Source organism: Actinoallomurus spadix (assembly GCF_024055725.1).
Taxonomy (GTDB): Bacteria; Actinomycetota; Actinomycetes; order Streptosporangiales; family Streptosporangiaceae; genus Actinoallomurus; species Actinoallomurus spadix.
In genome coordinates, this window is record NZ_JAMXMX010000017.1 from 136,742 (window position 1) to 150,006 (window position 13,265).

A 13,265-nucleotide genomic window follows, 5' to 3' on the forward strand; every position below is an offset into this window, starting at 1 on the left:
TCCGAATCTCGGACGAACATGTACTCTGCCCCTCATGTCGGAAGCTCCAGGGTCACTCACCTCCCTCCGGTCGAGGAACCGCCTGCTGGTCGTGGAGACCGTGCAGCGGCGCGGCCGGATCAGCAGGGTCGGGATCGCCCGGGCCACGGGCCTGTCGCGTACGACGGTCTCGAGTCTCGTCGCGGACCTGCTCGCCGAAGGTGTCCTCACCGAGGCGGACGGCGCCGGACGTCGCGCCTCGCCCGGAGGCGGCCGCCCCGCGACCCCGCTCACCCTCAATCCGGAGGGCGGTGGCGTCCTCGGCGTCCACCTGCGCCACGCCGGGATCCGGGTGCTGTTCACCGACCTGTCGGGGGGCGTGCTCGGCGAGCGGTACAGCGAGATCGACGTCGACCACCGCCCGGACGACGCGCTCGCCTATGTCGCCGACACCGCACTCGACCTGGTGGCGGCCGTCGGCCATGACGCCGGCCGCGTCTTCGGCATGGGGGTCGCGGTCTCCGCCCCCATCCGGTCGCGCTCGCACACGCTGCGGACCTCCTCGGTGCTGGCCGACTGGACCGGCGTCGACATCGCCGCACGCCTGGGGGAGCGGGTCGGGCTGCCCGTCCACGTGGGCAACGACGCGAACCTCGGCGCGCTCGCCGAATGGACCTTCGGCGCGGGCCAGGGCGCCGACGACCTGATCTACGTGATGCTGTCCGACGGCGTCGGCGCGGGCCTCATCCTGGGCGGCGAGCTGTACGAGGGGGCCACCGGATCCGCCGGCGAGCTCGGGCACATCCCCGTCGTCGACGGCGGGTACGTCTGCCGGTGCGGCAACCGGGGCTGCCTCGAGACGGTGGTCGGACTGCGCGCGCTCACCTCCGCCTTCGCCCACACGCGCGGGCCGGGCACCACCATCGCCGACGTCGTCGCGCTTCTCGCCGCCGACGATCCCGGCGCGCGGCGGGTCACCGCCGACGCCGGGCGGATGATCGGCCGTGCCCTGGTCGGCATCTGCGCGATGCTCGAACCCCGGCGGGTGGTCATCGGCGGCGAGGTCGCGGCGGTCGGCCGGCCGCTGATGGAGGGCATGCGCGAGGTGCTCGCCCGGCAGTTGCCGCCGCCGATCGGCCAGGAGGTCACCGTCATCGCCGGCCGTCTCGGCGATCGCGCCGAGGCGCTGGGCGCGATCGCGCTCGCCACCCAGAGCACGTCGGCGCACCTGCTGACCCGCTGACCACTGCGTTCCGGGTGGGATCCCGGTCCGGCCGCGCGGCAGCGGCCTCTACGATCGGTCTGAGCGGTCAGGAAGGCGGCAGGATGAAGGTCTGGGTCCCGGACAAGGAGATGGCGGAGGCGCTGGCGGACCTCGCCGCGGCGGAGGTCGACGTCTACCCGGGTGCGGACGCCCTCCCCGGTGATCCGGCGGAGGTGGAGTTCTACGTCCCGCCGTTCGTCCCGACGCCGCAGAGCCGCGCGATCCTGGCCCGGATGAGCGGGCTGAAGGTCCTCCAGCTCCAGGTGGCGGGCGTGGACGCCTTCCTGCCGCACGTGCCGCCGGGCGCCGTGCTGTGCAACGGCCGGGGCGTGCACGACGCGAGCACCGCCGAGTGGACGGTCGGGGCGATCCTCGCCGCGCAGCACGACTTCCCGCGCTTCGCCGACGCCCAGCGGGAGGGGCGCTGGGACTGGCACATGACCGACGCGCTCGCCGACCGCACCGTGCTGATCGTCGGATACGGCTCGGTGGGCGCGGCGATCGAGCGGCGCCTGCTCCCGTTCGAGACCGAGGTCGTCAGGGTGGCGCGGACCGCGCGGGACGGGGTCCATCCGGTCGGCGCGCTGCCGGAGCTGCTTCCCGAGGCCGATGTGGTGGTGCTGATCGTGCCGTTCACCGAGGAGACGACCGGTCTGGTCGACGCCGGCTTCCTCGCGCGGATGAAGGACGGTGCCCTCCTCGTCAACGCCGCCCGTGGCGCGGTGGTGGACACCGGCGCGCTGGTCGCGGAGCTGTCCCAGGGGCGGTTGCGCGCGGTGCTGGACGTCACCGACCCGGAGCCGCTGCCCGCCGGTCATCCCCTCTGGTCCGCCCCGGGGGTCTTCATCACGCCTCACGTCGGAGGATCGACGCCGGCCTCGCGGCGGCGCGCCGTCGCCCTCGTCCGCCGGCAGCTCGAACGCTACGTACGAGGCGAGACCCTGCAGAACGTCATCACCGGCGCCTACTGATCTGGTAAAGGCTGCCGTAAGGGCCTTTTGCCGGGGCGAAGCCGACGCGAACCGGCCCTTTGCCGATTTGGGCGATCGCACCGCCGAAGCGGCCAGATGCGCTCAGTGTCCGATTACTCAACGTCGCGAGTTGTCGCCGGGTGGACGCCCAGCCTCAATCGCTCCGTGACCTACGGACCGTACATTGAGCATCGAGGCTGACGAGAGTGACCGCCGCGCGGGCGCTGACCGGAGATCCCGGCACGTCCGCGTTCGGTGCGATCGACACCGGTGACGTCCCGTTCGCGGGCCGTCACTCGTACCGATGACACGGCATTCGACAGGCAGGTACACGGACAACCTGTGACGGCCATGAGCCGTCGCCCGAAAAGTCATGCGTTCGGCACCCGGTGCACCCCGTGCTCCGGAAGAATCCGATCAGAATTCAGAGAGCGAGTAAGTGATGACCGGCGAGCGGACCGAGCGGCGGCGCTGGGGGATACCGGCGGCCGCGCGGCCGTTCTACCCCATGCTCGCGCTCGCCGTCATCCACGCGATCGCGTTCCTGGCCGGCCGGGGGATCGACCGGGCCTGGCTCACCGCCTGGGCGGCGGTGACCGCGTCGGCCTCCCTGCTGTTCGCCATGGGGCGGACGCCGCAGACCCCCGCCGGCAAGGTCGGCCGGGACACCTGGCGCTGGTTCGGCCTCGCCGGAATGGCCTGGTCCGCCGGCGCGGCGGTCCAGGCGATCTCCCGGATCGTCTTCAGCCGGTCCGCGGTGGCGGTCTCCCCGGCCGATCTGTTCTTCCTGATCGCCCTGGGTGCGATGACGGCAGGCTTCGTCATGCCCATCGGCCTGCCGCGCAGCGCCCGCCCGTGGCTGCGCTACCTCGCCGACACCTACGTCTGCGCCTGCGCCCTGTTCGTCGTCGCCTGGGTGGCGGTGTTCGACCACCTCTACCGGCTGTCCGGGGAGGGCTGGGCGGAGTTCCTCATCGAGCTGCGCTATCCCCTGCTCGACGCGGTCCTGGTCTGCGGCCTGCTGCCGATGGCGGTCGGCGCGGTACGGGGGTACCGCCGCTCCACCATCGTCGCGTACTGCGCGCTGGCCGTCCTCACCACCGCCGACGTTCTGTACGTCGTGGGCCGGCTCAACGGCCGCGGGCCGTACGGCACCGCCGCCGACCTGGCGCACCTGGCCGGCCTGCTCCTCCTCGGCGCGGCCCCGTGGGTGCGGCGCCGGGGCCACGGCGACGCGACCCGGCGGCGGCTCGTCGGGCCCGGCATCGCGCCGACCGCCACGGCCGCCGCGGCGGCGATCTTCGTGGCGGGGCACACGCTGACCGGCGCGCAGGGCCTGCGGCCGGTCGTCCCGATCATCGCCGGATCCGCGGTCCTCGTCGTCCTGGCCCGCCTCGGCGAGCTCGTCCACGACAACGACCGGCTCCGGCACGCCGCGCGGACCAGCGAGAAGCACTTCCGGGCGCTCACCGAGAGCATCAACGACGTCGTGGTCATCTGCGGCCTCGACGGCGTCATCGAGTACGTCAGCGCCGGCGCCCAGCCCTCCTACCACTACGCCGCCGAGGACCTGCTCGGCCGCTCGGTGACCGAGCTCATCCACCCCGAGGACCTGCCGAAGGTCGTCGCGGCGGTGCGCCGGCTGCTGCGCGACAGGGGAGACGACGTCGCCCGGATCGCCTGCCGCGTCCGCGCCCCCGACGGGACCTGGCTGCCCACCGAGAGCACGATCTGCCGGTACGGCTCCTCCGGCGGCAATGCGGCGGACCGGCTCCTGGTCACCGTACGGGACTTCAGCGAGCAGGCCGCGTTGCAGCGGCAGGTCACCCACCTGACGTTCCACGACGGGCTCACCGGCCTGCCGAACCGCGCCTACTTCGAAGAGCGCGCCCGCGAGGTCGTGGAGCGGTCCCAGGGGACGGTCTCGGTGATCTTCGTCGACCTCGACGGCTTCACCGCCGTGAACGACTCGATCGGCCACGCCGGCGGCGATCAGGTGCTGGCGCAGGCCGCCCGCCGCCTGCGCGCCGGAGTCCCGGCCGACGACACGGTCGCCCGCTGGGGGAGCGACGAGTTCGCCGTGCTCGTGGAGAACGCCACCGAGGTGCAGGCCGTCGTCGACCTCGGCGAGCGCCTCGTACGGACGCTCGCGAGCGAGCCGTACCGCGTCGGCGACCGCAGCATCGTGCTGACCGCGAGCGTCGGCGTCGCCTTCACCGAGGACGGCATCGGCGGGCTGGAGCTGATCCGCAACGCCGACGTCGCGCTGTCCCGGGCGAAGGACCTCGGCGGGGGACGGGTCGAGGTGTTCGCCGCCAAGATGCACGCCGACGTCGTACGCCGGCTCGAGCTCGGCGGCGAGCTGCAGCGCGCCCTCACCGAGCAGCGGTTCACGGTGGAGTTCCAGCCGGTCGTCGAGCTCGCCACGTCGCGGGTCACGGGTGTCGAGGCGCTGGTGCGGTGGTGGCGCGACGGGGAGTTCGTACCGCCCGAGGAGTTCATCGGCACCGCCGAGGAGTCGGGCCTGATGATCCCGCTCGGCAACTGGGTGCTGCGCGAGGCGTGCTGTCAGGTGGCCCGCTGGCGCGCGTCCGGCTGGGACATCGGGCTGTCGATCAACCTCCGGCCACGGGAGATCGCCGCGCCGCGGTTCGTCGAGTCCGTGGCGACCGCGCTCGATGACAGCGGCCTGTCCCCCGGGATGCTCACCCTCGAGGTCGAGGAGGAGGTCCTCGTGGACGGCGGCGACGAGCTGATCGCCCGGCTGTCCGCGCTGCGCGACCTCGGGGTGCGGCTGGCCATCGACGACTTCGGCACCGGTTACGCCTCACTGGCCTTCCTCCGGCAGCTGCCGGTCGACGTCATCAAGATCGACCCGTCGTTCGTCGCCGGTCTCGGCCGGGACGAGACCCTGACGCTGCTGACCCGCACGATCGTGCGCGTCGGCCGCGACCTCGGGCTGAGCGTCGTCGCCGAAGGCATCGAGCGGCCCGAGCAGCTCGTGCTCCTCAAGGAGATGGGCTGCCCGCGCGGCCAGGGCTTCCTGGTCGCCCGCCCGATGGCGGCCCAGGGGGTCGAGGCGCTCGTGCGGACCAACCCGCGCGGCGAGGCGTCCATCCCCCTGCACGGCTCGGCGCTCTCCGCGGGCTGACCACCCCGCGCGGCGAGGCGTTGTTCCTCCTCGCACGGCTCGGCGAGTCCCGCGGGCTGACCGCCCTGCGCGGCGAGGCGTTCACCTGCACGGCTCCGGCCTGCTCGCGGCGCCGATCACGTTGGTCACCGTGTTGCGCGCCCGTTGGTAGAAATCCTTCCTTTCTATCACGGTCGCAGAAAGTTCTTGTCTCCGCTCGGGTCCTTTGAGATCGTTACCGCGACTTCACCCCGTAGCGCGGAGGCTGCCGATGAGCCTGCGAGGTCGTACCCTCGTCGCGGCGACCGTGGTCCTGGCCGGTCTTGGCACCGGACAGGCCCACGCCCAGCAACACGCGAGTCCCTCTCCCACCATCCGCCAGCAGGTCTACGCCCAGGCGGCGCGGACCTACCACGTCCCCGAGAACCTGCTGCTCGCCGTCTCGTACCTGGAGTCCCGCTGGGACGCCAACCAGGGGCGGCCGAGTACGAGCGGCGGCTTCGGGCCGATGCACCTCGTCGACGGCACGCTCGCCCCGGCCGGTGAGCACCTCTCCGGCGGCGGGGAGGACCCTCGCGGCGACACCGCCCGCCCCGCCCTGCACCCCACGGCCCCGGCGGCCACCGCACCGCACACCGCGCAGACGCTGCAGGAGGCGGCCCGGATCACCGGTGACGCGCCGGTCGAACTGCGCACCGACCCCGCCGCCAACATCCGTGGCGGCGCCGCGCTGCTCGCGCGCTACCAGCAGGACCTGGGCGGGTCGCTCAGCGCCGACCCGGCCGCCTGGTACGCCGCCACGGTCCGCTACGGCGGCGGCGACTGGTTCGCCGGCCAGGTCTACGACCTGATCCGGACGGGCGCGTCCCGTACCACCGACGACGGCCAGCGGGTCGCCCTGGCCGCCGACCCGGCCGTACGGAACCCGGCGAAGGCCGCCAACGACCCGGAGACCGAGTGCCCGAGGGGCCTCGGCTGCGAGTGGATCCCGGCGCCGTACCAGCTCCTGGACCCGAACGACCAGACGAACTACGGCAACCACGACCTCGGTGACCGGCCGAAGAGCCAGAAGATCGACTACATCGTCATCCACGACACCGAGGGCTACTACCCCAACGACGTCCGGATGGTCCAGGACCCGACGTACCTGGGCTGGAACTACACCGTCCGGTCCGCCGACGGGCACGTCGCCCAGCACCTCAAGGCCAAGGACGTCGGCTGGCAGGCCGGCAACTGGTACATCAACTCCAAGTCCATCGGCATCGAGCACGAGGGGTTCCTGGCCCAGGGCGGCACCTGGTTCACCGAGGCGATGTACCGCAGCTCGTCGGAGCTGGTGCGCTACCTCGCCCGGAGGTTCCAGATTCCGCTGGACCGGGCGCACGTCATCGGCCACGACAACGTGCCGGGGACCACGCCGAGCGGCGTGCCGGCCATGCACGAGGACCCCGGCCCGTACTGGGACTGGGCGCATTACTTCGACCTGCTGCACCGGCCGCTGCACGCCACCGCCGGGCGGAACTCGGGCGAGGTGATGATCCTTCCCGACTACGACGCGAACGTCGTCCCGTACACCGGCTGCGACGGTAAGAACCCGTCGGCGGTCTGCCCGCCGCACGGTGGCGGCTCGATCATGCTGCACACCGAGCCCCGTGACGACGCGCCGCTGGTCAAGGACATCGGCAAGCACCCGTCGACCGGCGGGACCGCGACGATGAGCGTGTACGACCACAGCGCCCGCGCGGCCACCGGCCAGAAGTTCGCCGTGGCGGACCGGCAGGGCGACTGGACGGCGATCTGGTACCTCGGCCAGAAGGCGTGGTTCCACGACCCGGCGAGGCAGCGCACGGCCGTCGGTGTCCGCGGCCTGGTCGCGGTGGCCAGACCGGGCGCGGCGTCGGTCCCGGTGTACGGCCGCGCCTACCCGGAACCGGAGGCGTACCCGGCGGGCATGCCCGTCCAGAGCCTCACGCCCATGCAGTACACCTTCGCGGCGGGCCAGGCGTACGCCGTCGTCGGTTCCGAGCGCGGGGAGTACTACTACGCCAAGAACTTCGACCGGTCGGGCTCGGCGGTCGTCAGGGGCAGGCTGAGGTACTACGAGATCCAGTTCGGGCACCGGGTGTACTTCGTCAAGGCCGACGACGTGGACCTGAGGCCGGTCCGGTAACGGGTCTCAGATCCGCGCCCACTCCGGGGTCCAGGCCTCATCGGGCCCGGGGGTGGGCGCGGCCCCGTCCCACAGGTGGTCGCGCAGCGTCCCCAGCGCGGGATGGCGGTTGACCGCGTGCCACGCGAACGACCACGGGTAGATGGGCGTCGGGCGGCGGATCGGGATCCGCCGCAGCTCGTGCCGCCTGGGCCAGTCGATGCGCATCCGCGGGCCGATGAGGGTCGTCAGGGCCGCCGAGTCGCTGATCGTGTCGAGCAGGTGCTCCATCCCAAAGTCGGGCCCGCTCGCGTCGATGCCGATCCGGAAGTCCTCCGCCATCGCCTCGTAGTAGTCGCCCCATTCGGTGCCGGCGACGATGCCGGGCACCCACACCCGGTGCGCCGCGAGATCGACCAGGCGGATCTCGTCGGCGGCGGCGAGCGGGTGCCGGTGCCCGACCAGAAGCTCCAGCGGTTCGTCGTACACGCGCCGGTGGGAGATCGTGGCCGGCAGGGAGCCAGGGTCGCGGACACAGCAGAACGCCGCGTCGATCGTGCCGTCGAGGAGTGCCTCGAAGGCGGCCCGCGCACCGCCGAGACCGACCAGGTCGATCTCCACCTCCGGGTGCTGCCGGTGGAAGTCCAGCACGATGTCGGCCGAGGCCAGGCGCCGCTCGAGAACGTCGACGCGGAGCGCGCGGCGGCCCGGCCGGACGGACTCCACGGCGCCGCGCACCGCCAGGAGCACCGCCTTGGCGTGCGGGAGGAAGGCCCGGCCGTCCACGGTGAGCCGCGCGCCGTGCGCGTCCCGGATGAACAGGGGCACGCCGAGGAACCGCTCCAGCGCGGCGATCCGCTTCGACACGGCCTGCTGGGTGATGCGAAGCTCGGCGGCCGCGTCCTGGAACCGGCCGTGCTCGGCGATGAGGACGAACGCCCGGACCGCCTCCACGTTCACCGAACAGAGCCTACAACCGATGGTTGTGGGCGGGCCCGCACGGTTGTTTGTGGCCCGGCGGTCCACGGGTGTTGGATCGCTGGCGGTCGACGTGGGGTTGTTCGGCGAGGGGAGCGCGGATGGCACGGGGCAAGGGGCTGGGACGGGACTTCGCGTGGCTGTGGCGCGCGTTCGCGGTCAGCGCGCTGGGCACGTGGCTCGCGTTCGACGCCTTCCCCATCCTCGCCGTCCGGGTCGTCCACGCGAGCGCCGCGCAGGTGTCCCTTCTCGCCGCGGCCGGCGGCGCGGCCGCGGCGGTGCTGGCGATCCCGCTGGGCCCCTGGGTGGAGTACCGGCGGAAACGGCGGCTGATGATCCGGGCCGACCTGGTCCGCTTCCTCGCGCTCCTCACCGTGCCGATCGCGTACTGGACGGGCGCGCTGTCCTATCTCCAGCTGGTCTGCGTGGCCGTGGTCGTCGCCGTGGCCGACATCGTCTTCACCTCGGCCGCGGGCGCGAACCTCAAGGCGCTGGTGCCCGGACCGGACCTGCTGGAGGCCAACCGCAGCTTCGAGACGGTCTCGTGGGTCTCGACGGCCGTCGGGCCGCCGGCGGGCGGGGCGCTCATCGGAGCGGTCGGGCCCGTCGTGACGGTCGTCCTCGACGCGGTCAGCTACCTGCTGTCCGCGCTGGGGATCCGGGCCATCTCCCGGTCCGAGCCCGCGCCTCCCGTCCGGACGGAGGGCGGGTCGCGCCTGGCCGAGATCGGGGAGGGCTGGCGGACGATCGTCGCCGACCGGGAGCTGCGCCTGTTGTTCGTCAACAACGCGCTCGTCGGAGCACTGATCATGGCGACGGCCCCGCTGCTGACGTACCTCATGCTGCATGACCTGAGGTTCAGCACCCTGGAGTACGGGCTCGCGTTCGGAGTGCCCTGCCTGGGCGGCATCCTGGGCGCCCGGCTGTCCGGTCCCCTGACCCGCCGGTACGGGCAGCGGAGGATCCTGCTCGGCTTCGGCGTCGCGCGGGCCGTCTGGCTCGTCGGGCTCGCCTTCACGGGGCCGGGCCTGGCCGGTCTCCTCGTCGTGATGACGACGGAGCTGGGGATCATCACGTGCATGGGGGTGTACAACCCCGTCATGGCCACCCGCCGCCTCGTACGGACCGCCGACGACAGACTGGCCCGCGTCCTCACCACCTGGCGGGCCGGCTCGCGCACGGCCGTCGCCGGGGCGACCGCGCTGTGGGGCGCCCTGGCCGGCCTCACGAGCGCCCGCGCCGCCATCGCCACGGCGGGCGTCCTCCTGATCGCGACCTCGCTGTTCCTGCCGTGGCGCACGGGCGAGGAGCTCCCCGTCCGGGGCGGTGAGGATCACGGCCCGGCCGATGTGGCGGAGGCCGCGGGCGCGGCGCAGAGACAGCAGGCCTCGGTGAACACCCGTACGGCCTCCCGGCCGTCGCCGGCCCGCCAGACGACCGCGAGCTCGCCGGGGGACAGGCCGCTGACCGGGCGGTAGACGATGTCGTCCCGGCGGTGGATCTCGGCATTGCCGGCGGCGAGCAGCACGACGCCGAGGCCGGACGCGACCGCCTCGAACGTCTCGTCGGTGGTCTCCACCACCGCGGCGACCCGGGCCGGCGTCGCGCGATGATCCTCGGCGAGCCAGAATCGGCGCAGCGCCCCGGCCTCGGGCGGCAGCGCGATGAACGGCTCGTCCACGAGGTCGGCGAACGCCACGACCGCGGACGCGGCCAGACGGTGACCTGGTGGCAGGGCGACCCACCGGTCCTCCCGGGTGATCACCTTCCAGGCGAAGGCGTCCTCGGGCACCGGCAGCCAGGCGACGGCCACGTCGACGCCGCCGTCCGCCAGCCCGGCGGTGGGATCGGCCCAGGAGACCTGGCGGAACCGGAGACGCCATCCGGGCAGGAGCCGGGCCATCGTCGTCCGTACGGCGGGGATCAGCCCGCGGCCGATGCTCGTCTGGAAGCCCACGGTCAGGACCGCCTCCTGCGCGGACGCCGCCTCGGCCACCGCGCCCCGCGCCCGCTCCCACTCCTCGATGAGCCGCCGGGCGTGGGGCAGCAGGGCACTGCCCGCCGGGGTCAGCGTCACCGAGCGCCGGTCCCGTACGAACAGCGGAGTCCTCAGCTCGAGTTCGAGCCGGTGGATCTGCTTACTCAGCGCCGGTTGGGAGATGAAGAGCCGCTCGGCCGCGGCCCGGGTGAAGCTGAGCTCCTCCGCGACGGCGACGAAGTACCGCAGATCCCGTAGGTGGACGTCCATAGCCAGAGGTTATGACAGCAGGTCTTGGACGCCTGGAGGCGTCCTCCGGAACCCTGTGGGACGAAGGCGCGGCCGGCCGGCCGCGTCGCGACATCGGGGGCGTCGTCCCCTGTTCGAGCAGGAGTGACATGCGAGCCGTTGTTCATGATCCTGAGGCGTCGTCCGGTCTCCGGCTGAGCACCGTTCCGGACCCGGTACCACGCCCGGACCAGGCGCTGATCGAGGTCCACGCCGCCTCGCTGAACTTCGTGGACGTCGGCTTCCTGGCCGACCGGTCCCGGCCCGGGGCCGTTCCGGGGATGGACGCCGCCGGAGTGGTGATCGAGGCGGCGGCCGACGGCTCCGGTCCGCCGCCCGGGACCCGGGTCGTGACCTTCGGCTGGGAGGCGGGCGCCTGGGCCGAACGCCGTGCCGCCGACACCGCGGAGCTCGCCGTCGTTCCCGACTCCGTCGACCTGGGGGCCGCGAGCGCGCTCCCGGCCGCGGGCGTCACCGCGCTGCGCGCGCTGCGCGGGCTCGGTGCGGTGATCGGCCGCCGGGTGCTCGTCACCGGGGCCTCGGGAGGCGTCGGCCGGTTCGCCGTCCAGCTCGCGGCCCGCGCCGGCGCGTACGTCATCGCGGCCGCGGGCGGACCGGACCGGGCCCAGGGCCTGCGCGACCTCGGCGCCGATGAGGTCGTGACCGACCTGCGCGACGTCACCGCACCGGTCTTCGGGGTGCTGGAGAACGTGGGCGGCGCACTGCTCGCCGAGGCGTTCCGGCTGCTGGAGCCCGGCGGGTGCGCGCAGAGCATCGGCATGGCGTCACGCGAGCCGACGACCCTCGATCTCGAACGGGAGCGCCTGGCCGGCGGGCGGAAGCGGCTGGAGCCCTTTGCGGTCGGCCGGGAGGCGTTCGGGCCCGACCTCGCCTACCTGGTCGGTCTCCTCGCCCAGGGGATGCTCGACCCGCAGGTCGGCTGGTGCGGCCCGCTGGATCGCGCTCCGGAGGCGGCCGAGGCGCTCTTCGCCCGCCGTGTCCGCGGCAAGGCCGTCCTCGACATCGGAACGGTGTGACCGGGCCGGCGGGGCGTCAGCGGTCCTGGGTGTTCTTCTCGATGATCAGGTCGGCGATCTCCGCCAGCAGGGTGACCTGGCCGGGGGTGAGGTGGTCGAGGAAGTAGTGCCGGACGTCATCCACGTGACGTGGCGCGGCGGCCGTGATCGCCTCGCGGCCCTCGGGCGTGACGACCACGAACGCGCCGCGCCTGTCGTCCGCGCATTCCTCGCGCGTGACCAGGCCGCGTTTCACCATGCGGGCGAGGTGGTGGGACACCCGGCTCTTCTCCCAGCCCAGGACGCGGGAGAGCTCCTGGATGCGCAGCCGGCCGCCGGGCGCCCGGGTCAGCTCGGCCAGGACCGTGTAGTCGGTGGCGGACAGGCCGAAGCCCTCCTGCATCGACCGGCCGGCCCGGTTGACCAGGAGGTCGGTCATCCTCAGCAGGCCGCGCCATGCCCGTTCCTCGGTCGTCGTCAGCCAGCGGTTCTCCGCACTCATGAGACCACCGTACGGGGAAGTTGACGTGTCACGCTCTACTTTCGACGCGACCCTCCCGGCCGCGCGAGCGGGGCCGGGAGGGCCGGACGCCGGCGCGGCCCGGCCGTCACCGGTCAGACCTGGGCGGCGCCGCCGTCGACGAAGAGCTCGGTGCCGGTGACGAAGCTGCTCTCGGACGAGGCGAGGAAGACGGCGGCGGAGGCGACCTCGTCCGGCCGGCCCATGCGGCCCAGGGGCACGGTGCTCGCCAGCTGGTCCCGGAGCTGCGCGGCCTGCTCGTCGTCGGGGGCGAGCCCGTCGATGCCGGGGGTCGCGATCGGGCCGGGCACGATCGTGTTGACGCGGATGCCGCGGCCCTTGAGCTCGTTGGCCCAGGTGCGGGCGAAGGACCGGATCGCCGCCTTGGAGGCGCCGTAGACGCCGAACGCCTCGTTGCCCTCCGTCGCCGCGGTGGAGCCGGTCAGGATGACCGACGCGCCGTCGTTCAGCAGCGGGAGCGCCTTCTGGACGGTGAACAGCGTTCCCCTGACGTTCGTGCCGAACGTCGCGTCGAAGTGCTCCTCGGTGACCTGTTCGAGCGTCGCGAACTCACCGCCGCCGGCGTTGGCGAACAGGACGTCGATGCGCCGCCCCTGGTCGGCGACGGTCGCGTAGAGGCGGTCGAGGTCCGCCAGGTCGGCGCTGTCGGCCTGGACCGCGGTCACCGATTCGCCGATGGCCGCGGCGGCCTCGTCGAGGGCCTCCTTGCGGCGCCCGGTGATGACGACGTGGGCGCCCTCCTTCGCGAACCGCCGGGCCGTGGCCAGGCCGATGCCGCTGGTGCCGCCCGTGACGACCGCGGTCTTTCCGTCAAGCTGTCCCATGACTCTCTCCTGCCGTGATGCCAACCCGAGTGGGTTGTTGAATGCTCAACTAAAGGTACGTCTAGGTAGGTGATGTGTCAACTAAATGCTTATGGCAGTCTGGGCTGATCAGTCTGAACTGGACAGTTCAGACTGAAGGTTCTATGG

9 protein-coding genes and 1 pseudogene are annotated in these 13,265 nt (G+C 72.9%); 6 read left to right on the plus strand and 4 right to left on the minus strand.

From position 1 onward, the window contains the following. The first annotated feature begins 34 nt into the window (after positions 1-34). The 4 genes from NE235_RS24510 (at position 35) to NE235_RS24525 (ending at position 7,514) form a co-directional block, all read left to right on the plus strand. Positions 35-1,222 (plus strand): ROK family transcriptional regulator, encoded by a 1,188-nt coding sequence (locus NE235_RS24510; RefSeq protein ID WP_252806902.1) that lies wholly within the window; start codon positions 35-37, stop codon positions 1,220-1,222. 83 nt (positions 1,223-1,305) lie between these two features. Further along, positions 1,306-2,214, plus strand: a complete 909-nt coding sequence (locus NE235_RS24515; RefSeq protein ID WP_252806903.1) for a 2-hydroxyacid dehydrogenase — start codon at positions 1,306-1,308, stop codon at positions 2,212-2,214. Positions 2,215-2,656: 442 nt separating this feature from the next. After that, positions 2,657-5,365: a putative bifunctional diguanylate cyclase/phosphodiesterase gene (locus tag NE235_RS24520; RefSeq protein ID WP_252806905.1), complete on the plus strand. Its 2,709-nt coding sequence runs from the start codon at positions 2,657-2,659 to the stop codon at positions 5,363-5,365. Between the two features lie 250 nt (positions 5,366-5,615). Continuing rightward, positions 5,616-7,514: a peptidoglycan recognition protein family protein gene (locus NE235_RS24525; protein WP_252806907.1), complete on the plus strand. Its 1,899-nt coding sequence runs from the start codon at positions 5,616-5,618 to the stop codon at positions 7,512-7,514. Positions 7,515-7,520: 6 nt separating this feature from the next. Here NE235_RS24525 and NE235_RS24530 read toward each other — a convergent pair whose 3' ends face one another. Next, positions 7,521-8,453 (minus strand): LysR family transcriptional regulator, encoded by a 933-nt coding sequence (locus NE235_RS24530; RefSeq protein ID WP_252806909.1) that lies wholly within the window; start codon positions 8,451-8,453, stop codon positions 7,521-7,523. Positions 8,454-8,572: 119 nt separating this feature from the next. On the opposite strand from NE235_RS24530, the gene NE235_RS24535 reads away from it, so the two are divergent. Next, positions 8,573-9,949 carry an MFS transporter gene (locus NE235_RS24535; protein WP_252806911.1) on the plus strand — a complete coding sequence of 459 codons (1,377 nt, stop codon included), beginning with the start codon at positions 8,573-8,575 and terminating at the stop codon, positions 9,947-9,949. Here NE235_RS24535 and NE235_RS24540 read toward each other — a convergent pair. Beyond that, positions 9,913-10,719: pseudogene (locus tag NE235_RS24540) on the minus strand (LysR family transcriptional regulator); the annotation flags it as partial. The gene NE235_RS24535 and the pseudogene NE235_RS24540 sit on opposite strands and share 37 nt — an antisense overlap. Positions 10,720-10,847: 128 nt before the next feature. On the opposite strand from NE235_RS24540, the gene NE235_RS24550 reads away from it, so the two are divergent. After that, on the plus strand, positions 10,848-11,774 hold the full coding sequence (locus tag NE235_RS24550; protein WP_252806913.1) for a zinc-binding dehydrogenase: 927 nt from the start codon (positions 10,848-10,850) through the stop codon (positions 11,772-11,774). Between the two features lie 16 nt (positions 11,775-11,790). On the opposite strand, the gene NE235_RS24555 is transcribed toward NE235_RS24550, so the two are convergent. Together NE235_RS24555 and NE235_RS24560 are read right to left on the minus strand one after the other, a co-directional pair. Beyond that, positions 11,791-12,255, minus strand: a complete 465-nt coding sequence (locus tag NE235_RS24555; protein ID WP_252806915.1) for a MarR family winged helix-turn-helix transcriptional regulator — start codon at positions 12,253-12,255, stop codon at positions 11,791-11,793. 113 nt (positions 12,256-12,368) lie between these two features. Then, positions 12,369-13,118, minus strand: coding sequence for a glucose 1-dehydrogenase (locus NE235_RS24560; RefSeq protein WP_252806917.1), 750 nt, complete (start codon positions 13,116-13,118; stop codon positions 12,369-12,371). Between the last annotated feature and the right edge of the window lie 147 nt (positions 13,119-13,265).